This window comes from Janthinobacterium psychrotolerans, assembly GCF_001677885.1.
Taxonomy (GTDB): domain Bacteria; phylum Pseudomonadota; class Gammaproteobacteria; order Burkholderiales; family Burkholderiaceae_D; genus Janthinobacterium; species Janthinobacterium psychrotolerans.
Genome location: NZ_LOCQ01000038.1, coordinates 1 through 23,425, shown reverse-complemented (window position 1 = coordinate 23,425; position 23,425 = coordinate 1). Strand labels below are relative to the sequence as shown.

At 57.5% G+C, this 23,425-nt stretch carries 14 protein-coding genes and 3 pseudogenes; 6 read left to right on the top strand and 11 right to left on the bottom strand.

Annotation, left to right across the window (positions count from 1 at the left end; translation table 11 throughout):
• Positions 1-280: 280 nt before the first annotated feature.
• Both ASR47_RS02745 and ASR47_RS02740 read left to right on the top strand, forming a co-directional pair.
• On the top strand, positions 281-1,438 hold the full coding sequence (locus ASR47_RS02745) for a response regulator (protein ID WP_051959249.1): 1,158 nt from the start codon (positions 281-283) through the stop codon (positions 1,436-1,438).
• A gap of 8 nt (positions 1,439-1,446) precedes the next feature.
• Positions 1,447-5,457, top strand: coding sequence for a response regulator (locus ASR47_RS02740; RefSeq protein ID WP_065306268.1), 4,011 nt, complete (start codon positions 1,447-1,449; stop codon positions 5,455-5,457).
• Between the two features lie 26 nt (positions 5,458-5,483).
• Here the strand turns inward: ASR47_RS02740 and ASR47_RS02735 are convergent, their stop codons facing one another.
• The 9 genes and pseudogenes from ASR47_RS02735 to ASR47_RS26340 form a co-directional block, all read right to left on the bottom strand.
• Positions 5,484-7,082, bottom strand: a complete 1,599-nt coding sequence (locus ASR47_RS02735; protein WP_065306239.1) for an ATP-binding response regulator — start codon at positions 7,080-7,082, stop codon at positions 5,484-5,486.
• A 461-nt stretch (positions 7,083-7,543) separates the two neighbouring features.
• The gene (locus tag ASR47_RS02730; RefSeq protein ID WP_065306238.1) at positions 7,544-7,798 is read right to left on the bottom strand and encodes a hypothetical protein; all 255 of its coding nucleotides are present in this window, start codon (positions 7,796-7,798) and stop codon (positions 7,544-7,546) included.
• Positions 7,799-7,948: 150 nt separating this feature from the next.
• Complete coding sequence (locus tag ASR47_RS28320; protein ID WP_217270522.1) at positions 7,949-8,170, bottom strand: PrpF domain-containing protein; 222 nt, start codon at positions 8,168-8,170, stop codon at positions 7,949-7,951.
• Between the two features lie 3 nt (positions 8,171-8,173).
• Complete coding sequence (locus ASR47_RS02725; protein ID WP_082988688.1) at positions 8,174-11,134, bottom strand: AAA family ATPase; 2,961 nt, start codon at positions 11,132-11,134, stop codon at positions 8,174-8,176.
• Complete coding sequence (locus ASR47_RS02720) at positions 11,118-13,094, bottom strand: trypsin-like serine peptidase (protein WP_065306236.1); 1,977 nt, start codon at positions 13,092-13,094, stop codon at positions 11,118-11,120. The genes ASR47_RS02725 and ASR47_RS02720 overlap by 17 nt, the downstream gene beginning before the upstream one ends.
• 2 nt (positions 13,095-13,096) lie before the next feature.
• A complete protein-coding gene (locus ASR47_RS02715) occupies positions 13,097-14,263 on the bottom strand; it encodes a trypsin-like serine peptidase (RefSeq protein ID WP_065306235.1) in 1,167 nt (388 codons plus the stop codon).
• Positions 14,260-15,855, bottom strand: coding sequence for a S8 family peptidase (locus tag ASR47_RS02710; RefSeq protein WP_065306234.1), 1,596 nt, complete (start codon positions 15,853-15,855; stop codon positions 14,260-14,262). The genes ASR47_RS02715 and ASR47_RS02710 overlap by 4 nt, the downstream gene beginning before the upstream one ends.
• Positions 15,856-16,084: 229 nt before the next feature.
• A pseudogene (locus ASR47_RS28315) lies at positions 16,085-16,168 on the bottom strand (SEC-C metal-binding domain-containing protein); the annotation flags it as partial.
• 1,626 nt (positions 16,169-17,794) lie between these two features.
• Entirely contained in the window at positions 17,795-18,913 is a 1,119-nt protein-coding gene (locus ASR47_RS26340) for an SEC-C metal-binding domain-containing protein (RefSeq protein WP_171898875.1), read from the bottom strand.
• A gap of 98 nt (positions 18,914-19,011) precedes the next feature.
• On the opposite strand from ASR47_RS26340, the pseudogene ASR47_RS02700 reads away from it, so the two are divergent.
• Positions 19,012-19,227: pseudogene (locus tag ASR47_RS02700) on the top strand (IS481 family transposase); the annotation flags it as partial.
• 322 nt (positions 19,228-19,549) lie between these two features.
• On the opposite strand, the gene ASR47_RS02695 reads toward ASR47_RS02700, so the two are convergent.
• Complete coding sequence (locus tag ASR47_RS02695) at positions 19,550-19,819, bottom strand: hypothetical protein (RefSeq protein WP_150127652.1); 270 nt, start codon at positions 19,817-19,819, stop codon at positions 19,550-19,552.
• Between the two features lie 945 nt (positions 19,820-20,764).
• Here ASR47_RS02695 and ASR47_RS02690 point away from each other — a divergent pair.
• Positions 20,765-20,977, top strand: coding sequence for a hypothetical protein (locus ASR47_RS02690; RefSeq protein WP_065306230.1), 213 nt, complete (start codon positions 20,765-20,767; stop codon positions 20,975-20,977).
• Positions 20,978-21,357: 380 nt separating this feature from the next.
• On the opposite strand, the gene ASR47_RS27795 is transcribed toward ASR47_RS02690, so the two are convergent.
• A complete protein-coding gene (locus ASR47_RS27795) occupies positions 21,358-22,146 on the bottom strand; it encodes a hypothetical protein (RefSeq protein WP_245714242.1) in 789 nt (262 codons plus the stop codon).
• Between ASR47_RS27795 and istA the strand changes: the two are divergent.
• Positions 22,115-22,801: pseudogene (gene istA / locus ASR47_RS02680) on the top strand (IS21 family transposase); the annotation flags it as partial. The gene ASR47_RS27795 and the pseudogene istA overlap by 32 nt on opposite strands.
• A gap of 242 nt (positions 22,802-23,043) precedes the next feature.
• A partial coding sequence (locus tag ASR47_RS02675; RefSeq protein ID WP_483790118.1) for an IS21 family transposase occupies positions 23,044-23,425 on the top strand: 382 nt, incomplete at its 3' end.

Below are 23,425 nucleotides of genomic sequence, written 5' to 3'. Positions count from 1 at the left end.
CCGATTTTTGAAGAACCAGAATTTTTCTGCGTTTCCACACAGCCTGGCCTCAAAGCAGAAGTTCAGCTTGGCGGCAGAGGTCTCCCTAAGCGCACCCTCCCCACACTGTCATTTTCGAAATGTTGAGTGATGAGCAATCCATATATACCTAGAGATCGGAGAATGTAGTGTAGGACGGGAGCGATTCGCATAGCAAAACTAATATGCGGTTTACTTGCACACAGGACACAGATATAGTCTAGGCAACAAATTAGTGCGGACCTGATTGGAGCATTTAGGCATGAACTCATCTTATACCCGTCCCATCAGGCCTGTAATCCTTGTCGTGGACGACACGCCGGATAATCTTCTGTTGATGGCCAACTTGCTCAAGGATAGTTATACGGTCAAAGCAGCGAATAACGGCGAGAAAGCACTGCGCATCGCGCGCGATGCACCGCCGCCCGACCTCATCCTGCTTGACATCATGATGCCTGGGATGACCGGCCACGAAGTGGCGCAGGCACTGCAGGGCGACCCGGCCACGCGCGACATACCCATCATCTTCTTGACCGCTATGGCCTCCAGCGAGGACGAGACGCACGGTCTGGAGCTGGGCGCGGCCGATTACATCACCAAACCGATCAGCCCGCCCGTGGTGCTGGCGCGCGTACGCACCCAACTCAAGGTCAAAGACGCGGCCGACTTCCTGCGCGACAAGAACGAGTACCTGGAACAGGAAGTCCAGCGCCGCACGCGCGAGCTGGGCGCGATCCAGGATGTCACGATCCACGCCATGGCCTCGCTGGCCGAGACGCGTGACAACGAGACCGGCAACCACATCCGCCGCACCCAGCACTACGTCAAGGTGCTGGCCGAACATCTGAGCGAGCATCCGCGCTTCCGCGCTTTCCTCGACCCCGACACCATCAAGCTCTTGTTCAAGTCGGCGCCGTTGCACGACATCGGCAAGATCGGCATCCCCGACCGCATCTTGCTCAAGCCTGGCCGCTTCGAACCCGAGGAATTCGAGATCATGAAGACCCACACCACGCTCGGGCGCGACGCCATCGCCCACGCCGAACAACAACTGGGCATGGACGTCGACTTCCTGCGCCTGGCCAAGGAGATCGCCTACTCACACCAGGAAAAATGGGACGGCAGCGGCTACCCCGAAGGCCTGGCCGGCGACGCCATCCCGATTTCGGCGCGGCTGATGGCGGTGGCCGACGTCTACGACGCCCTGATCAGTCGTCGCGTCTACAAGGAAGGCATGCCGCATGAAAAGGCAGTGCAGATCATCGCCGAGGGGCGCGGCTCGCACTTCGATCCCGACGTCTGCGACGCCTTCCTGGCCAACCTGCCCGCCTTCCAGCAGATCGCCGCGCGCTACGCCGACAGCGACCAGGACATGGCCAAGCAGGCTGCCGCCATCGCACACACCCTGCCTGCACAGTGAGCGCCGGCATGCGTTCGCCCCTGGCTTATCTTGAACGGCTGCGCCTGCGCCAGAAGCTTGCGGCCGGCTTTTGCGCAGTGCTGCTGCTGGCCCTGGCGCTGGGGTTGCAAAGCCTGCGCACCCAAGACCAGTTGAGTAGCGACATGCAGCGCCTGCTCAGCGAGGGCATGATCGGCATCGTACAGGTCAAGGAGGCCCGCATCCAGCTCAACCGCTTCGAGCTAATGCTGCACAAGGTGGCCAACGCCCCGGACCCTGTTGCCGTCGACAAGGCGCTCGAACAGCTAGACAAGACGCGCGAGCAGCTACACTTTGCCGTCGACGAGGCCCGCGCCACCCTGCTGCGCATCGACAACCAGCAACGCCATAACGTCTTTGAAAGCATGCTGGCGCGCGCCGAGCGCATCGCCGACGAGGCAATCGAACTGGCGCGGCTGCACCGCAACGCCGAAGCCAACGCCCTGCTCAACAGCGAGCGCTTCCAGCACGCGATGCGCACCGCCGACCGGCAGATGGCCGAGATCGCCGCCGTCAAGGATTCCAACGCCCGCAGCACCATCTACCAGATTCGCCAATTCGCCCTCACCAGCAGCACCCTCACCTACGCCCTGCTGATCGGTGGCCTGGCGGTGGCGCTGCTATGCGCCTGGTGGATCAGCATCTCGATCCGGCGCCCGGTCAACCGCCTGCGCGAGGCGGTCGATGCGCTGGCCGCCGGCCAGCTCGACAGCGTGATTCCGCATACTGACTACCAGAACGAAACGGGCGACCTGGCCCGCGCCATCGCCAAGTTGCAGGTCGAATCGCGCCAGCTCGACATGCAGCGCTGGATCAAGTCGCAGGAAGCCTCGATCCAGGCCGAACTGCAGCAAGCGGCCAGCCTTGACCAGGCCGCGCAGCGCCTGTTGACGCTACTCGCGCCGCTGGTGCAGGCTGGCCAGGGCGCGCTCTACTTGCTTGACGAAAACGCCGCCGCATTGCGCCTTGCCGCCAGCTACGCCGCCGATCCGGACCATCCGCCGGCGCCGCAACTGGCGTTGGGCAGTGGCCTGCTGGGTCAGTGCGCGCAGGACCGCCAGCCGCTCCGGCTCGACGCCCTGCCGGACGACTACGTGCAGATTCACTCGCAACTGGGGCGGTCGCGCCCACGCCACCTGCAGGTGCTGCCACTGCTGCACGGCGAGCGCCTGATGGGCGTGCTGGAGCTGGCCGGCTTCGACGCTCCCAGCGAATCGGGCCGGGTGCTGATGGACGAGCTGCTGCCCAAACTGGCGATGTCGCTGGAAATCAAGGCACGCAGCCACGCGGTGCAGGCCATGGCGATCGAACTCGAAGCGCAGCAGGTGGTGCTGAAAGCCACCGAGGCCTGGTATCGCGGCATCATCGAGGCTGCGCCGGACGGCATGCTGGTAATCGATGTGCACGGCCTGATCATGATGACCAACCCGCAGCTCGACCAGCTGTTCGGCTACGAGGCCGGCGAGTTGGCCGGCTTGCCGATCGAAACGCTGGTGCCGCCGGAGGCGCACGGGCGCCACGTCGGCTCGCGCAATGGTTTCATCGAGCAAGGCACGGCACGCCAGATGGGCATGACAGGCGCCGACCTGCACGGTATGCGCAAGGATGGCAGCCGCTTCTCGGTCGAGATCGGCCTGTCGCGGCTGCCGGCTATCGCCGAGCGCGGCGTTTGCGTGTGCGCCTCGGTGCGCGACATCAGCGACCGCAAGCTGGCGGAGGCCGAGGTTCTGCGCGCCAAGGAGATCGCCGAGGACGCTACGCGCGCCAAGAGCGATTTCCTGGCCAACATGAGCCACGAGATCCGTACGCCGATGAACGCAATTATCGGCATGAGCCATCTGGCGCTACGCACCGATCTCGACAAAAAACAGCGCAACTACATCGAGAAGGTGCACCGCTCGGCCGAGAACCTGCTGGGCATCATCAACGACATTCTTGACTTCTCCAAGATCGAAGCGGGCAAGATGAACATAGAGCAGGCCCCGTTCCGGCTGGAGGACGTGCTGGAGAATTTCGCCAGCATGATCGGCCTGAAGGCCGAGGAAAAAGGCCTGGAACTGCTGTTCGCCACTTCGGCCGACCTGCCGACCGCATTGGTAGGCGATTCGCTGAGGCTGGGTCAGGTATTGGTCAACCTCGGCAACAACGCCGCCAAGTTCACCGAACGCGGTGAGATCGTGGTCGGGATCGAGATGGCTGCCGACGCCGGGGATCAAGTCGAGCTTCACTTCTGGGTGCGCGACAGCGGTATCGGCATGACGGCCGAGCAGTGCGAACGCATGTTCCACTCGTTCAGCCAGGCAGACAGCTCGACCACGCGCAAATACGGAGGCACCGGGCTAGGTCTGGCCATCTCCAAGAAGCTGGTGGAGCTGATGGATGGCCGTATCTGGGTCGAGAGCATGCCGGGCGAGGGCTCGACCTTCCACTTCAACGCCCGTTTCGGACGCCAGACCGAGGTGCAGCCGCGCCGCATGTTCCACGCCGACGAGCTGCTCGGCCTGCGCGTGCTGGTGGTCGACGACAACGCCAGCGCGCGCGAAATCTTGTCGACCATGGCGCGCAGTTTCGGCTTGGAGGTGGACCTCGCCGACAGCGGCCACAGCGCGCTGCGCACCATGGTCGAGGCTGAGCGCAAAAGCCTGCCCTACGACTTGGTGCTACTGGACTGGCGCATGCCGGGCATGGACGGCGTCGAAACGCTGCAGCGCATGCAGAGCGGCGCCGTGACTCACATCCCTTCTGTCATCATGGTGACTGCCTTCGGCCGGGACGACGCTCAGGAAGCGGCGGCGCTCCAGCAGGTGGCGCTGCCAGCCGTGCTGACCAAGCCAGTCACCCCGTCGACGCTGCTCGAAGCAATCGGCGAGGTACTGGGCAAGGGCGTGGTGGCCGAAACGCGCCAGGCAGAGCGACAGGACCGCAGCGCGGCCGACCAGGCCCGCATGGCCGGCGCCCGCCTGCTGCTGGCCGAGGACAACGATATGAACCAGGAGCTAGCGCGCGAGCTGCTTGAAAGCGCTGGCATCGTGCTCACCATCGTAGGCGATGGGCAACAGGCGCTGGACCTACTGGCTCAAGCCGGGACCGTCGCCTTCGACGGCGTGCTGATGGACTGCCAGATGCCAGTGATGGATGGCTACGAAGCCACCCGCCGCCTGCGCGCCCAACCCCGCTACGCTCAGCTGCCGATCATCGCCATGACCGCCAACGCCATGGCCGGCGACCGCGAAATGGCGTTGACTGCCGGCATGAATGACCACATCTCCAAGCCGCTGAACGTCACCGCCATGTTCGCCACCATGAGCAAGTGGATCCGCCCGGCGCAGTCGGCATTAGCAGCGCCCCCAGCGGGGCAGCCAGATTCCGCAGGCAAAGTGGTTGCGGCCCTACCTGCCGAACTCCCCGGTATCGACCAGCGCGCCGGCCTGGCGACCAGCATGGGCCGGCAGGACCTTTACCTGCGCATGCTGGTGCGCTTCCGCGACGGCCACGCTAGACTGCGGGGGGAATTTGAGGCTGCGCGGCAAAGCGATGACCCCACAGCGGCGGCGCGGGTAGCCCACACCTTGCGCGGCACCGCCGGCAACGTCGGTGCCAAAGGCGTGGCGGCGACAGCTACCGCACTGGAACTGGCATGCAAAGCTGGTGTAGCCGAAGCCGAACTGGCTGTGCTGCTGACGGCGGTCGAAAACGAACTGGCGCCGGTGCTGCTCGGCCTGGCGGCACTGGGCAACTATACTGCAGCGGCAGAGAACACCCGGGCCGGGGCCATCGCAGCGGCTCCCGCCCTGCCGCCGGACGCGGCCGCCACACTTGCCCAGCTGCGCAAGCTGCTGGCCGACAGCGACACCGCCGCGCTGGATGTGCTGGAGACATTGGAATCGCAAGCCGCCGGCCACCCGCTGGCGCGACAGCTGCGCAAAGTCAGCCAGGCAATTGAACGCTTCGACTTCGACGCTGCGCTGGAAGCGCTTGATGCCGTGGTGCAGCCAGCCTGACAAGCAAGGCCGCCGCGCGATTCGCCTTAGGCCGGGGGCGGCACCGACGGCAGGCTGACAATCAGGGTGGTGGTCTGGAGCTCGTCATCGACGGCGAAGGCCACCTCGCCGTATTGCGCGCGCGCCAGTAGGCGTGCCGAATAAGTGCCCAGGCCGGTGCCGCCGGACTTACCGTCGGTGACGAACTTGTCAAAGAAGCGTTCGCGTATCGGTTCCGGGATCACACCCTTGTTGACTATCTCGATGCGCAACGGGCTTCCGGTGTACAGCGTGGCAATGACACGGGTGCGCTCTGGCGCTGCCTCGCAGGCGTTCTTGATCAGATTATTCAGCAGCGAATAGGTCAACATGGCATCGCCCAGCGCTAGCGGAGCGTCGATGCCGACATCGAAATCGGTGTCGACCGCCAACACCAGCTGCTTACCCGCGTAAGTGGCGCGTGCCGTCTCAACCACCCGCCGCAACATGTCGCTGATGGACAGCGGCGCTGCATGGAGCACGTATTTTCCCGTCTCGATCTTGTACAGCTCGGTGGACAGGTTGACCATGTCGGTCACCTGCAGCATGGCCTGCTCGGCCAGCCGCAAATTCTCAAGCTGTCGGCGGTCCATGTCGGCGGCGTCGATCAGCGACTGCACTATGCCGATGGCGCCGGCCAGCGGTCCCTTGAGGTCGTGCCGCGTCATGGCCTCGACGTCATCGCGCAGGCGGGCGATGGCGAGCATGTTGTCGTAATCGGCTTGCAGGTGGCGGCGCAGCTCGACGTAGCGCATGAAGTTGTCGACCCGCAGCTTCAGCTGGGCCGGGTCGATTGGCTTGGTAATGAAGTCCACCGCGCCCAACTCCATGCCTTGCAGGCGCGCGGCGTCGTCGGTAAGGGCGGTGACGAAGATGATGGGTACATTTTCTGCGCTGGGATGCTCGCGCATGCGGCGCGCCACTTCAAAACCGTCCATGCCGGGCATCATCACGTCCAGCAGCACTAGGTCTGGCGGCGTGTCGCCACAGCACAAGGCCAGTGCTTTCTCGCCGTTGTGCGCTGCCTTGATGCGGTAGCGGCCCTTGAACACATTGGCCAGCACGTACAAGTTGTCAGCGGTGTCGTCGACCAGGAGCAATGTCGGAGGCAACGGTTCCCTTGATTGTAAATGGACCGCCGCCGGTGGCTTGACGATCACATCGTCCACGGGTGTGGCGGCCTGCGGCGCGTCGATGTTCGTTTCCTTATCCGGCGCCGGTGCTGCAACCTGATGCGCCATCGCCCGCTTGATGCTGGTGGCCAGCCGGCCCGCCGTGTAGGGTTTGACTAGCAGGTCGCTGACACCGCTGCTGATGGCCGTTTCGATGCGGCTGCGCTCGGCCTCGGCGGTGATCATAATGAACGGCATGTGCACATGGCGCGGACTGGAACGAATCATCTGCAGTAGGGCGATGCCGGTCAACGCCGGCATATTCCAGTCGGAGATCACCAAATCATAACGCTTGCGCTCAATCATGCGCCAAGCTTCAGAGCCATCGGCTGCGAGATCCACCGATCCGTAGCCAAGCGAGGCCAGTTGGCCAGCCGTGACCTTGCGCATTGTTTCAACATCATCAACCACCAGTATTCTCAGCACTTGTGCCATGTCTCCCCCATGTGAGGCCTGCTACGTGAGGTAGCACACCGTTTCATTTATTATGCGGCATTTTTTTATCGATTTGAAACGAAAGCATTTCAAGCCGTCAAGGTCGGCTTCTGGCCCAGGCTGTATAAAAACGTCAATCGCTGTGACGCCATCATCGATCAAATCCCGCAACTAGCCAAGACGTCACTGGGCAGACGCTTACATCTTGCCTCAGTTTAAGCAGCAAGGTGCAGGCTTAATCGCACGCTGTGCTCCTGAGTCTGAGGCCATGTTTTATATCCTCACAACGAGGGGCTTTGTAGTGGATTCGATATTGGAAGACGGAGCTAGACAACTTGCTACATCATGGTAATCCCAGCGTCAGAGCAATTTCAGCGACGCTGGTTGTATTACGGCGTTCGCAGATAGATTGGAGGAGAATTCTCGTGGCATTGACCGCGACCTTTTGGTCTCCCCCCCCCCTACTCTAGCGCTTGAATATGCTCCTTCGCATAGGTGACGATCGCCATCACAAGCCCGGTCACGTCCAGTTGTTCGTGCACACGCTCGTCAGCATACTCCTCTCTAAAGCCCCGTTTGAATCGCGCACCCGCAATTAATCCAATACGCAGATATCCATCCACGGCACCACCATCACAAAAGCGGTTCGCAGCTTGTCTAATGCGTCCAGCATCGCTTGTTTGAACCCCGGTGCCGAGCAGTTTGATGAGTATCATCTCGCTACCTGCTGATCGGCTCAATACGGCAGCGGGCATACGCTCACGCTTTACGCGGCCGGGCGCCATACGCAGCCCTGCATCAGCACCCGCTGGCTGAGTCTCCTGATGGCTTTCGTGGCCGTCCACTGGCCATCCACCAGCGTATCCTTAATACCCCGCGCTCAGGGTGCGGGGCGGATGGCCGAAGCGCACAGAAGTACGGGAGCCACTGCTGGCCGCCGGGTTCACAACCGTTCCCGGAATCGCTGCGACTTTACCAATGGCAACGGTGGCGGTCCCGCCATGGGGTGGTGAAGTTTGCCCAGCAAGATCGGATGCACCAGCAAATCGATGTTGATCGACGCCACCTGCGTGAGCGTAAATAAGCACCGCCTATATCAATTCTCGACGCGGATCTGTTACCGATTGCCACCGGTGCAGAACCGCGAGAACTCGCTGTATTCGTTGATGTTTCGGTTTGGCCGCAATAGCCATTGCAGCGACGTCGAACATCATTCCGCACCAATCTGCGTACTGGACAAAAGCGTGAAGCCAAGTATATGGATCCCGCTCGGTGAGTGAGCGGATGAAGTCAGGTTGGAATTCCATGGGACCAACCGGTAGGATCTCTGTGGCATGCACCAGGAACTCTGAAAGAGCGGGCATATCGTTGCGGAACGCGTCAAGAATTGCTTGACGCAACGGACGGTAGAACTCGGGAAGGTGAAGGCGGGGTTTAGCCATTGCTCCTCGCTCGATCCAACTTTTTCCCAACTGGCGATAGTAGCGCTGGTACTCGGACCAGCGTTTCCCCTCCAACTTGGCTAGGCCTTCGATTGCGGCCGTGCTACTGCCGTCCATGATGACAGATGCAACCGACCCGAGATCGTCGAAGTGAACGACTGCAGCGCCGGTCAGTTGACCGAAGTCGGTCCTGTGTTCATTTAATGATCGGAGAATCAGCACTCGGTCAGTTTTTGAACTCGGACGCATCCGATCCAGGAACTTGGGTGAAAGATACCGCTTTTTATGAAAAACCTCTGCGATAGCGAAGATGTCCGACAATGATACGGCTGAGCCGTAAGCAGAGCAACGCGGCACTATCCTACTCAAAAGGTCGACCAAGGCTGGAGGCACTGCACCTGGATTTTCGAACAATGTGTACCGAACCAAGGCAGCCAAGTGCTGTAAATGAGGACCCCAGCGGTCTGCCTCCTCAAATCTGGCCATCAATGCTTCGCAGGCCCCATCCAAGTCGAACGTCAGTTCTTCCCAGCGTGCGCTGTCGCATGCGGCTTGCAGAGCATACGCTGGAGGAAGTGAGCCGAGGGCTGTTGGGCGCCGGATATACAACATGTGAGCGGTTAGCGGATTCTCGCGGCTCAGGATCTCCTGCCCGCGTCCCGTGCGCCCGTCGATGCCATCCATGATTCGTCGCCATTCTGCGGCGCTCAGCAACTTCGCTGCCGATTCAAGATTGATCTGTTCGCGGCGGCGTTCAGAGAGTAACATGCGCAGATTATCCGGCAAGTCGGCGGCGAAGGGCGCCAGCTCACTTGCATATTCGCGCACGGCATTGACATAGTATCCGGTCTTTTCAGTGGAGACACCTGCCTGCTTGGCTCGCATGATTCGGTGATACAAGACCATAGCCTGGTGCCACCTGCCAGGTTCGCGCCTGTGGTAAGCCAGCGCTCTAGCACGGACGCGACGGAGAGTGCTGTGCATGCTGCTGTCTCTGTCCACGATATGCAGCACCAATTCACGCTGGTCCGACCGTAGCCGTAGCCGTTCACCCGACCGTTCGATCAACCAATGTACAGCCGCGAGTGCATCGAACCGATCCTGCGCAGCTTGAGTATCAACCGAGTCCGGCTCGACTTCCGGCATCAAGACGTTGGCTAAAACGTTCACGTCCAGCTCGGGAAGTGCAAGGGATGCACGCGCATATTGACGGATGATCGGGTGCGGAATATGCGCCAGGATCCGCGTGTATAAGTAAGCCGACAGCAGATCTTCTGGAATCTGACCTGTTCGCAATTTATGGACCAAGGCTTGGCCTTCTTCTGCATTGGTGTTGACTGCATCAAAGGCCAGGCGCAGGATGAGCGGCGACCGAATCGGAAGATGTTCCCGTAAGAGGTGCGCCAACTCCGTCGTGCATCCGTAGAGCTTCAGTAATGCAATTGCGTCACGGACGGATAGCTGATTGAGCTGCATGTCAACTAGCTTGCCCTTGAATGCATCACGGTAACCGCCCAGCGGGGTACGTCCGGCAATTACGGTCAAGGCTGGCAGGGCCAAGGTATTGAACATGTGATTTAGCCAGCTAAGTACGCCATACAACGCATCGTGGCCTGAGCTCTCCACGCGCTCGAAGGTATCGAACATCACCACGACCCGCCGTATGCGGGGGCGGACCAAGGTCAGGATGTGCAGCAGTTCCGAACGCTGAGAAGCGTAGGCACTTTCCATGTCTGATTCTGCCAAGCCCGCATCGTAGCTCGTCGAGCCATCATGGCGTTTTCGACCGGAATAGCGCTGCGTCATGACTTCACGCGCGCTCTCTGCGGTGAATTCGAGGATATTGACGAGTACCTCTCTACACTGATTCCAAAGCGACGGAACTTCGCGGCCGATCTGAAGAATGACTTCACGGTCCAGCGAGGTTGGCACCAACGGGTTGAGGTCCGGACGATCAAAATCGAGACGCAATATCAAAGTGCTGGTGTCAGCGCTGAGTTCTTGCTGGAAAGCGGCCAATAGAGTGGACTTTCCCATGCCACCCTTGCCCCAAATATTGACCAAGTGCCTGTTCACATCGGCTTTACTGAGAAAGTTGTGCAGTCGCTGCAGCTGAGAAGTGCGTCCGAGGAAACTCTCACCGACGAGCGTGCGGACATCCTCAAGAACCGCCGTACGTTCGATCTGCTGTGTCAACGCGTCGTGGTCGGCGCTGGCAGCTTGCTGCAAACGTGGCGGGAGCCAGTTTAAGGCAGCACGACGGTTGATTAGGTCGCCTGAGGGCGCTGTTCCGGCATGGTCCTGCTGCAGGCCAAGCGCCCACTGCAGCGAAGTTGCCACCGAATTCTCCGGGACAATACTTAGCGCCTGTACTAAATCTTCGCGCTTCCAACCTTCAAACAACCGTCGACGTGCTTCATCTGTGAGGCGCCATAGTCCATCGTGTACGCCGGTACCAATGGTACAAAAGCTGCGCAGCCGCCTAAATACTTCGGCCAAGCGTTCAGGGGGTGTTGTGTAGTTGGCGAGTTCGCTCGGGCGCAGCCACCCATGAAGGGCCATCCTGCGCATCATGCGGTACAGCACCCTAGTTTCAGCCACACGGCTCATCGGCGCTCCCTTTCAAAATCATTTCGTTCCGCACCTGGATAACAATACGGGCGGCGTCGCACGTGGCGTACTGTTCATGGTTACCGATCCGTGCCTCGTTCCATAGTTCGCTTGCACGCGTCTTCACCCATGCTGACTCCCCGGGCATATCTAGTTGCCCGACCAACGAATCGCAATGTCGTTCGACAGCATTCAGGTCGATAGTCGGACATACGATGCGACCGATATTGTGCACGTTGAGTTCATTTCGAAGATTCTGCGACGGTCCACACAAAAGCAGGCGCAACGCGCTACGCCCGATGCACAGCAAAGCTAGTTCGCGCCAGAACCGATACGTGTCCTCCCAGTAAGCGCCCATTGGATCGAGGTCGACCGCGATTAGGAGCCGCTTTCCTACCGCCTGTGCGGCCAGCGATTCGAAATAATCGAGAATATCTTCGGCGAAGCGACGCAGATTTCCCTCGGCGGGCCGGGTCGCATCAGAAAATATGCCTTTGGGATGTAATGAAGCCAGCATATCCAACAAGCTTGACCCACTCGAGATACCCGAATTCACCAAGTAAGTACCGTCGCTACCATTACGAGCTAGGGCATACTGCAACGCGAAAGTTTTCCCGCGTCCAGGCGCACCATCGACACAAAGGACCCTTGGCGTGTCATGAGCGACGTGCGGAAGATCTAGCCATTCATCCAGATCTGCGAAATGGAAGATGGGGTAGAAGTTGTCCGCCGGCACGGCCGTGATTTCTCCCCGATCACTAACGCCAGCGGCCGCCAGTGTGCGCCTCCAGTGCGTTCGCATAGCTGAGTGCTCCGCGCTCAGACCGTATTCCGTCCACTGGCGCCGCAGGGCCGGACTCTTGATATAGGCCGGTGCCGGCTTGGTGAGAAGACGCGCCTGCTCGATCGCAGTAGAGATCGAACGCAGCATGGTGGCGCGATTGTGCAGAAGGCCCCCTGCGCGAGTTTCTATGCGTCCCTCATGCAGGGCGATGATGCGCGCTGAATCGTCAAGCAGAGGCGAACCTGACATGCCAGGGGCCGTATCGCATTCATGCAGCAAGCGCGCAGCCTGATTGTGGATCGCAACTACGGTGCCAATAGCAAATTTGGCGTCTCTACCGCCCGGATAGCCCATGATGTAATAGCGCCGACTCAATTCTTCAGTCGACAATGGTGGCTCGGGAATCCTTCCTAGGTTGGCTAACTTAAGCGGAGGGATATTGGCCGGTACTGCGGTTTCGAGTCGCACGAGAATGTAATCCAGTGCCGAAGCGGCATTGGCCGGGATTGCACCGTCGACGCTCTGCTTGATGCAAGATCTACCATAGGCAACCTTCCAACTGTTGGCGAGCCGAGCAGTATGGGTCTGGACGCCGTCTGGGCCATAAAACTGAAATGTGAGCAGTGCGCTTAGTTCGGCATCTTTCGAACCATCGTCCACATACCCTTGGTCTTCGAAGACATGTGCCGCCGACAAGACGAGGGCGTTTTCGACCAGCATTCCCGTCCCAACGGCCTTCTTGCCGTTCAGTACCAAACAGATTGCGCGGTTGACTTCACACAGGCCGAGCAAGACAGTGGTGTCGGTAAGGCCGTTCCTTGGATCGAACACGCCTTCTGCGATCGCTATGGCTCCAGTGCCGCCGAATGCATGAATTCGCTGACGGGCCTCGGGGCCAGCTGCTATCGCGATGCGATGCGCGAGGCGTGCAGTGAGGTCATGAGTTCGCGCAAATTTTATCGCCTCTTCGCACGCTTTGTATGCATCTCCATAGGCGGCTTCTAGCGCATCGAAAGACTGTGCCTGCGCAACTTCGGCATCGCTCAGCAGGTCGAACTGCTCCTTAAGCAATGCGACGTTGCGCTTCGAATAAGCAAGTAGACGTGTGTCCTGCTCGTCTACGCTCAACTTGGCAAACGGCACCAAACTAGCGTCGAACGTAATGGCTTTGTTCATGTTCAGGTATCCGGGAATACTCGCAGTGCGCGCATCAGGTCTGCGGTGTCCGGCGACGAAAACCCGTGTGCGCGGTTGCTCTCGGAGCCGATGCCGGAGAAATGCAAGCCGAAGATCTTTTTTCCGTCTTTCCAGGCACAGATGGCCGATCCCGAACTGCCACCGAGGGTTGTGGCATCGTGACAGAACGTGTAGCCAGCTCCGTGGCGGTCGATTTTCTCAAGTGACTTGGTGACGACGCCTGGTGCCAGGCGTTTGACTCCGTAACTCTCATTGAAGATGACCCGGTCAACGTATGCCCAATCGATGCCATCGACGACGCCTATACGTCGTGCTGGCGAGCCAGGAAATCCAATGATACAGAAAGAGTGGATCGTTCCTTCCGATTCAAAATCAGACGACGGCTGCAGCTTGATCGGTTCAGGAATCTTGTCGATAGAGGATGGCGACAATTCCAAAACTGCAATATCCATGCTCGGCTGACCCACCGTGTTTGGCCACGGCGGAAGAATTACGCGTTCGACCGCGACTACTTTTTTGATTTTGCTGTCCTGGCTGCCGTCGAATTCGGCCTCAATGGTACCCGCGTGAACCCGGTAACTGCTAAGCAGCGGATGTGCCGCGGCTTCACGCGTTGCGACTGCGCGCCGCAACGCCTGCATGGCGACATGCCGATTTGTAACCAAGCGCGCGGGTGCTGCGCAAATGAGAAAGGCTGTTCCGAAGAATCTGGTCCGCGAGCCTCCGCGGGGCTGCACACGTGCGGTTGCTCCCGTAAGCAGTCTTACAGCCTCTCTGGTTGCAGCAAGTTGTTCCCGCCAGCATACGGCCATCGGGTGATCCGGATTAACCCCATCCCCAGTGATCACGAGGCTCGGCCGTGTGCCATCAGCCCGAACGACCGTTTCCAGGCCAAGTCGCTGGTTTACAGGCAGCACTTTTGCTTTATCCTGTCGCAGCGCCTTCAACGCCTGCTCGACCTGCTGCGCCACCTTGTCCTCGGCCGCCGTGATGTCCTCTCCAAGCAGCATCGTGCCGTGTGCCAGACGCAGCGCTTTGTCGAACCTGTCGAGGACATCGTACGCTACCGGCTCCGCGAAGTCAGGTTCGTTAACACCTTCGGCACCACCCGCTTGGCGAGTTCCAAGCAGACTGTACAGATGGTTCATGGCTGAACCGCTGCCAAACGCTCTAGCGTGGTTAGCGGAACGGTCTGGCGCAGCTGCTCTGACACTTGCAACGGCCCGTCTTCGTTGCTCTCTGCACCATCAGCACAGCAGAGGCGCGCTTCGAGTGCCACGTCGGCCAACTCCATACCGTAAAGATCCAGCGCGTCTTGCTCAAGCGCTGAATCAGCCTGCGCTTCATCTAGCAGGTTACGGATGCTTTCCGAGGCCTCTGCCCCCGTTTCGTTTGCTTCCTCACCCGTCACGAGCGTCAGCGGTGCCTTTAGCAGTGCCTCCGCGTCTACAATGCCGCTTCCCATCGCGGATTCATCCCAGTCGGTGTTCGGTTTACGGGCAGTTGCCCGCAGAAGGTTTTTGAACAGAGCCTGCACCGGGATGTGTTGGGCCGCTGCCGCCGACACCACCACATCCCGGCCGTGATGCGCGAGCCATAGCGCCGCAACACCTGCGGTCAAGGCCACCGCAAAACTGGTTCCCTGGCCTTGTTCGGTATGATAAGACTTCGTGCCACCGTTCAGCAGCGTTAATGCCTTAATTACGTTCTCCGCGGGGGCCGCTACTGCCACTGTGCCGCCACGGCAAGAACCGCGCCAGCGCTGTTCGTCGAAGTTAACACCTGCAACCCCAATACAGTCGTCATAGCGGGCTGGCCACACCACCGTCTCTACGCAGTTGCCGGCTGCAGCCAACACGATGACATTGTTTTTGACTGCACGCTGCAGTGCCAGCCACAGAAACATTGACGGTAGTCCGCCAAGGCTCATGGTGATTACGTGGGCCCCCTTGTCCACAGCGTGGTTAATAGCATCTGCGACACTCAGCTGCGATATGCGGATTACACTGCGGATTGCGCGGATCGGCATGTGGGTTGCGCCCGGTGCCGAGCCGGTCATGTTTTCTGCCGATCTGCTCAGCAGAACGCTGCCAGTGCCGGTGCCATGAGAGGTATTACCGTAGTAATCGAGCGGGTCGGTCGCTGTGTCGCCGCCACTAATGAGGTCGATCGCGCCGACGCGCGGCACGTCACGCAGCTCGGGGTGGTCTGTCACCCCGGTGTCAGGCTGGGCGATGATCACGCCATCACCGTAGGCAGGTCGACCCTGCATGAGCGACCATTCCCAAGCCTGAGGCACCCGCAACATGTCGAGCGCCCACCTGGGGTTTGCATCAACCCGTGGGTCTGCCGGTGCCCAGCAGGCATCATGAATAGACTCATCCGTGCCGTCGCCCCGAACCACCTCCGTCTCGGGGAAAAAGTCGGTGTAGAGTTCGGGTTCCGCCGACTTCAACTGCCAATAGTTCGCAATTGCATAGGCGGCTTCATAGGCCTCGGCACCTTTAATCATGATTCGCGCCGGCAAAGTCACGATGATCACGGCACGTTCAGTATCGGTATTAACGAGAGGCTGCGCCATGTAGACCTGCAGTTCCGCAGCAATCCGCCTGGCAAGTTCCGATGGATCTTGGTCAAACCGGGGGTATAGTATGAAGCGAGCCGGCAGCTCATTGACGCCGGCTACTTCAACGGTCGCACGGGCAAGTGCGGTCAGGACTGTAGGCAACGTCATCATCATCCTATGAATTTTTAATTATACTCAACATGCACATTATTCGATTGTTTTCAAAGTGTCAATGCTGGAATTACCCTGGCCGGTTCGGAAGTTCTTAACGGCCTCGCCGTGTAAAGTAACATCATCGAATGCAGTTGAATTGCCCGCTCCGATTGGGGATTGTGAACTTACGCCCAGATAAACTTTTGCGGGATAGCTGTTCTTCTACAGACGTGCCAAATTCCAATGGTGATTACCGTCCATGGCACTTCTTGAATTTCACGCCCGCGCCGCAGGGACAAGGATCGTTACGCCCAACTTTGGGAAACTGCGCTGCATTATACAAAGGTGTGTCAGGAGGTGCAACGAACTGAGTTACATGCTGCTCATACTGCCTTAGATCCGGCGACTGAAAGAAACCTAGTTTAGAGTTCAACTTCTCGTAATGCTCCTTGGTTTCCCTCTCCCAAACTTCGCAAGGCATCAGAATAAAGTCTTCAGAGTTCGTGTCTCCCGCAAACTTGGGCGCATCCATGCCAATGCCGACGACCTTCTTCAAATTAGGAAATTTGTTCTTGGCCGCACCGCATGCGACCTCCAACATCATGCGCCGCTTGTCCAGATACTCGGGGGTTGCGCGCAGCTCCTCCGACGCTCTGAGTTGAAAAAATACGTAAGCAACGTCATCCACAGATGAAGGCATCAACGTCACCTGTCGCATTAATTCCCCCGGCGAATCGGGGAACTCTACAACCACTTGTTTTATCTTCTCGGATAGAGCACGGCGGACGAAACGAGGCTCCTTCACCATTTCAAAAATCGCGCTAGGCCCACGCAGCAGATCGGAGTTGCCCCCAAGGGTGCCGTCGATTGAATTTTGGCAAGTGCGCTGTATAAGCTCATCCCAAAAATAGGAGATCTGGTCGACGCGCTTTGTGTTTTTGAATACTTCAGTTTCTATGAAATCGCGCCACTCTCCTTCCCCGATCATTACACACGTCACGCCTTCGTCTTTTGTCCCGATTATGTGCCGGCTCCCATCCTTGTCATAGTTTGCCAGATAGTGCCCAAGGAGATCCTCCTCTCCGCAGTAGGTCAGCACGTCATACTTGGCAATTGCATGTAGCTTCTCTTCCAAGTAGTTGGTGAAGTCGGTAACCGTATCAAGTTCACCAAGGACAATAGGCAAATTGTGACTATCAAAAACATGTACCGGATTTGACTTGTCGATAAAGACGTGAAATGGATGAGAAACATCATCATCCAGATGCGAGTAGGTTATTGCTAGGCTGCCATAGATATTCTGCTCGGATGCCCGCTCACATGCCTCCTTTGCTCCATGCGCGACTATTATTTTATGGACGATTGCGGTGTCAATGTTTAGAGCCAGCGGAAACGGATTTGTCCGCTTCCCATCTAAGTAGATACTCCCTCCACCTCGAAGATAACGCTCCGCACCGTGTGCAGTATTAGTCTGCGCATCTATAGCGCGGTTCTTCCAGCGATTCCAAAGCACATTGGGGTCTTTGTCGCTATCGATAGGAAGCACCTTGTGGCGGTCAAAGAATATAAAGACGTGGTTACCGAACACTGCCAACAAATCGCACAGCTCGTGCCCATCCGACTTAAAGGGGTTCGGATAACTCCACAGCCTTAGGAAAGTCTGGTCACAAAAGTCAGCAAGCATACGTTCGGAGTCCGTGAAGCCGGTGGACTTCTGAATAGCTCTAGGTGCGGATTGCAAAGACATAAAACTCCTTTAACTCACACGTCAGAAGGGACTAGAACTGACATATTGACGGTGACCGCCGCGCTGGCAGTCGGATCGACATTAAGCTAACAGTTGGCGACTTCGTCGGAACATCGAGCACAAGGACACAGCCAAATCTGGTTGCAGCCACGGTTCTGAGCGCTAGGTCTGATGCAGTCGACATGAAGTGTATCGTAGTGAACGCAGGCTCCTCTATATGTGGACAATATTTTTCACGTTTATGCCTCCAAAGAACGGCACTGCACAATTTTTTATGGGAGGGGGAAGGTTTCCATAAAAGTGCCCAGAAATGCTTTGCTCTCTACACCAGAGCTTACCATCATCCGTCAGGGCGTCATACCAAGCAGGGGCGAAATGACAGTTCTCAGTTACCTGCAATATATAGGACGCCAGTACAGCGGGCAGCGCATCACGCTCAATTTCACTGATAGCTGCGGCAAAGGGAACACAGCTAGCATCACTATCTAACAGCCAACAAAGCAAGAAGTATGATTTTCCATCAGCGGCAAACGAAGAAAAAGTAAGCGCATCCGGTGTATCATTTCCCCATCCTAAACGCTGAACTTCGCGACCGAAAAAATCCGCCTCAGGGAAAACGCCACTGGCGCATTGGATTGGGAAGACATTATCAAACTCGACTAGCACTCCCTTCACTTGGGACCAATCTTTTTTCGTGAGTACGTTGTCGTAACGGCTCTTGTGCCGCTGTGAATCACGAAGCCCAAGCTCAACACCTTTATTGAACGTAGCGATGTTACTTCGAGCTATCGCAGATTTCCCGGCATACGCTAACCGCAATTTGGTCTGCTTCGCCGAAGTGGCTTTTGCATGCAGCTCTCTTGCGACCGATCGATATGCAATTAGAAAGCACTGTTCTCTAGATCCGATAAACGGCTGATCCTCCAACGGCATGAACAGATGTTTATCATGAAAACCGCAGAATCCAGGGAAAGTCGAGGCAGTTTTCCAGCCAGTTGATACGGGCGTTAGCGCAGCACCATTCTTTTGAATTGCTTCAAGCCTCAAGTCGTACGAATAGACGTGTCCGTCGCGCTGAATGGCGCCAAGGCTTCCGGAACGCGATACGGTATGAGCATTAATCGTTCCACGGGTGCAGTCATAATGCATATCCGATGGAGAATAGCACTCTCCCTTGGCGTTCATCACGCGCACTTTAGACGAGGCCGCGTATATATTCGTTTCAGGCGGATTGCTGTGATGTCCGTGACAGTGCTTGAACTTTTTTTTCGATCCACAAGGGCACAACGCATTGCGGCCGATTTTTTGATTAAACTCAGGAATATTATCCACGCCAACTATCATTTTGAGAATTTTAATGCTTTCAGTATAGCCTGATAATCATCCTAAAAGCAGCGGCTGCGGTGTCAGCAAGAGGGGGCACGGGCTAACGATTAAACGGCCGTATCAGCGAGCTCTTGCAGCAGACCCGATTCGACAGTCGGGCCGATCTGGAGACGACCTTGCTCAACTATTTAAAGCTTTACAACCACCACATTCTACAAAGGGCCATCGGTGCTAAAACACCCATCCAGGCGCTCAAAGAGTGGCAGCAAAAGAAGCCGGAGCTATTCGTCAAGCGCGTTTATGATCAAACGGGACTGGACAGCGAGTCACGTCGTGTACTTCGCCTGTGGATTAGCAGGTCTGCGTTGATGACGAAGAAATGTTGATCTGTGGAATTGTTATCGCATTTATTTGGAAAATGTCGCAGTTATTTGAAATGTCACAACATCAGTGCCCTATAGAAGCCCAGCGACAGCAACACTGAAATCGCTTGCTCGTGCCAGTTGTACACGGGAGGCAAGCGCAGTGAAAACCGCTTCTGCACCCACGTTGGCGCAATGTTGAAGAGTGACACCTAGCAGGCAGGGATGTTAAAATCTTTTGCCGTGTACTTCGGCTTACGTGAATAATCGATCAACTGTTCTACAGCGATCCTTGCGGGTGAATACACTTCAGCACATAGGCGACGATCGCCATCACCAGTCCGGCCACGTTCCGCTGCTCGCGAACGCGCTCGTCATCATCCTCTTCGTCCAAACCCAACTTGAATCGCGCAGTCGCAATTGGTCCATTGCGCAGATACCCATCCACTCCACCGCCGTCACAAAAACGGTTCTGCAACTTCTCTAATGCATCTAATATCGCCTGGTTATGCAAGCCAGATCTGTAGCGCTCAACGATTTCCTCTTCCACCTGCTCCGCGCGCCGGCGTCGCGCATCACGTGTATCAGGTCGCCGGCATCTTTGTTTTCAGCACGTTGGTCAAACGCGATAGCTTTCAAGATGAGAAAGGACGTCACGTCCGCGTAGCCGCGTTGGGTACTTATCGTAATGGCGCTACATGCTTCGCGACCACTCAATCTCTTGGGAGCTGTCCAGTGGCTCATCAAGACCATGCTTGAGGATCCCTTTGATCTTTAGTAACGGGCTCGTCGTGAATAATTGAGTAATCACGACTAGATTGCGGAAAAGGGCGCTTGGCACCTTTTGGTACACTACATGGACAAGCAGCAGCCTGCTCCGGTAGAAGTCGCATAATCTACAGAACACAACGCCTAACCCACACTATAGACAGAGATAGGCGCCATTAGAGTCTGCCATTACAGCAATAACAGCCGCAAGGCATTCCCATCGTATTACCGCAGTGTCTTCAACCCCCACTATTGGATGAACAGCCAGTGATCGTACCTGCCGGGTACATCGCTTTCATTGGCTTGCCTCCACTTCGCTTTACTCCCCTCCGATTGACCATCATTTTTGACAGCTGTGCGCTGATTTAGCCGCTGGGAATAAATCCCGGTGCTAGACGAGACAGACGACTGTTCTTGCCGCCAGTTCCACGCTTGACATAGGTGGCAGTGGATTGCATCAACGCGTCATTGCCATGAGTACTTGCATATCCGCTGGAAAACCCACCAGAGGACAGCAAACCGTCGGATTGGCAAGATGTGGTGAAAACCTGCACGCACAGCAAGTCGTGACAGTAGTTTTGAGTGGCACGCAGCCTGCGAAATCGCACAGGTAGTCGTGTGCGACGCCGGCCAAGTAATCAAGCCGAGGGCGGACGGCGAAGAGATTTAAAACCCACTCGCTGTAATAAGCGTATGGCCCATTTTTCAACCTTAAGGAGAGTATTCTATGTCACAAAAAACGAAACCATCCCCGCTCGCAATTGCCCTGGAAAATGCGCCCGCCTTGCTGAATTGGTACAAGCTTTTTAAGGACTTGACGGAGCAATTCGTTGCCTCTGAAATTGGCGGGAAGCTGCTTATTGCCGCTGCACTTCATGTCCATCCCATCTATACGTGGGACATATGGCCCATCCTGGGACAAATCATTTTTGGCGGATAAGGGGCAGTTGTCATTTCACCGATTTCCGTTGGCATGGCGAAGCGACACTAAAATCGGGAGGGGCGAGAAAACGAGGCGTCGTAAACACTATCCTAAAGTGCTCGATATAATCGCCCCCCTTATTAATTTTGATCAAGGAACTATATACATGTCACCCGAGCGCAATTAGCGATGCCGCCAAATCGGCTCAGGCAAGGAAGGGTCATGTCAATTAACTGGGCCAAGTTGGCCACGGCCGATACCACGGAACCACCCAGCTTGTTGCTACCGTCATCCGGGTCAGCTATAGAGTCGCGTAGCAAATTTTCGGCATCGGCCAGCTGCTCCTCTAAGGGAATAATGCACAGTTTGACTGCGCCTTCATGGCAAGCGACTGGTCATTACGCTTCGCCTCCAGGCGGCTTGACTGTTGGAGCAGCGACTGTGAAGCCATGATGTTCTAGAACAGTCCGGCACACAGCGAGGAAGGCTGGCACATCCAAGTCGTGTTTGGCATCGTTGACGCGCCAGCCACAGATTTTAAAGTCAGCCGGTCCGAGGCCGTCGCTAACATGGTCGACCGTAGGCAGCAGTGCAAAGTCGTGTTTGTAGGTCCGGCCGCCCTCTGCAGAGTCGGCGTTATTGTAGGTGCCTAATAAGGTCCAGTCGAGCGACTCGCCGCTGTAGGCGTCGCACCCACCGCTTTCCCCCACCGCCGCGTGAATAGCGATCCGGTAAGCCTCGCCGATCGCAGTAGCATTGCCGCGCTTGCGGTCGCGCTTCACATGGGCCTGCGCCTTGTGTACCAGCCAGCGCTGGTAGGCCATTGGTTCGACGATGCCGACAAGGAAAATGGGCAGGGCGTATTTTTTTGGCACGGTATCTCCATCATATTTCTTGAGGACGTGATATCCGACGCCTCCGCACAAATGTAATGCTGGTTCGGCAACATAGTTCCTTAGTACTGTGCGACCTTGGTCCATCTCGACTACGTACCAGGCCTGTCCAAGCACAGCCTGTGCTTCGGGATGGTCAACAAATCGATAGCTGAACAGTTCGGGCAGAACAACCTTGTTGTTTATTCCTGAGGCGGGTGTCAGCAGCGGTTGTAAACTGATACACAGCAGCGATTGAAAACTGATACACCGATTTGAGAAGATGGCTGCTTTGGGAGCAGCTTTGAAACCCAAGGAGGTGTGTGTGGAAATTCAGGTATTGAGCAAGCACGGTTTGAGTCTGCGGCGTATCGCCGCCGAGGTAGGCTGCGCGGTGAACACGGTGCGGCGGCATCTGGCAATGGAAGCTGTGCCTAAATACGAACGCAAGGTAAAACGGCCAAGCAAACTGGCGCCATATGAGGCTTATCTGCGGGAGCGGCAGACGGCGGCGCAGCCGAACTGGATTCCGGCGAGCGTGTTGCACGATGAGATCGTCGAGCGCGGCTACCAGGGTGGCCTGAGCCAGTTGCGCGCGTTCATGCGTTCTTTGCGGCCGACATTGCCAGTCGTGCCGGTGATGCGCTTCGAGACCGAGATAGGTGAGCAGTTGCAGGTCGATTGGGTCGAGTTCCGCAAAGGCAGCGCGCCACTGCATGCGTTTTGCGCCACGATGGGTTACAGCCGTGCCAGCTATGTCGAGTTCGTCAGCGACATGAAAGTGGCAACACTGATCGGCTGCCATGAGCGCGCCTTCACCGCATTCGGCGGCGTACCGCGTAAGGTTCTGTACGACAACATGAAGACGGTCGTCATCGAGCGCGACGTGTACGGCGACGGCCAGCACCGATACCACGCCGGCTTCCTCGACTTCGCCAAGCACAGCGGCTTCCGGATTTGGGTATTCCGGACGAACGTGACCAGTGATTCCGGCATCGTGACCAGCCATTCCGTTTGAACGTGACCGCCCATTCCGGGCGAACGTGACCGATTTCGGGCATTGTCCGGAATCAGCGGTCACGATACCGGAATCGCTGGTCACGATGCCGGAATGGTGTTGTACAGCGCAGTGATGACGTTACGCATTTTGCAACCGAACGGGTAGGCTCCCAGCTTTTGACTGGAGATGGCGTGCCCGCACCGAGGATCAATATGCGTAAAATTAAGGACGTACTACGACTCAAACTTGACGCCAAATTGTCGCACCAGCAGATTGCCAATGCACTTGGCCTGTCTAAAGGTGTGGTCACGAAGTACGCCGGCCTGGCTGCGGCAGCTGGCCTGGACTGGCTCACTGTACAAAGCATGGACGAGGCGGCACTGGAGCGGCGCCTGCTGGTCGGCGCCCAAAAGGCGAGTGACTATGTGCAGCCCGATTATGGCCGCCTGCACCAGGAACTGCGCCGTAAGGGCATGACGTTGATGCTGCTGTGGGAGGAGCACCGCGCCGACTATGCCGATCGCCAGACCTACGGCTACACGCAGTTCTGCGAAAACTACCGCCGCTTCGCCAGGCAGCTCAAGCGCTCGATGC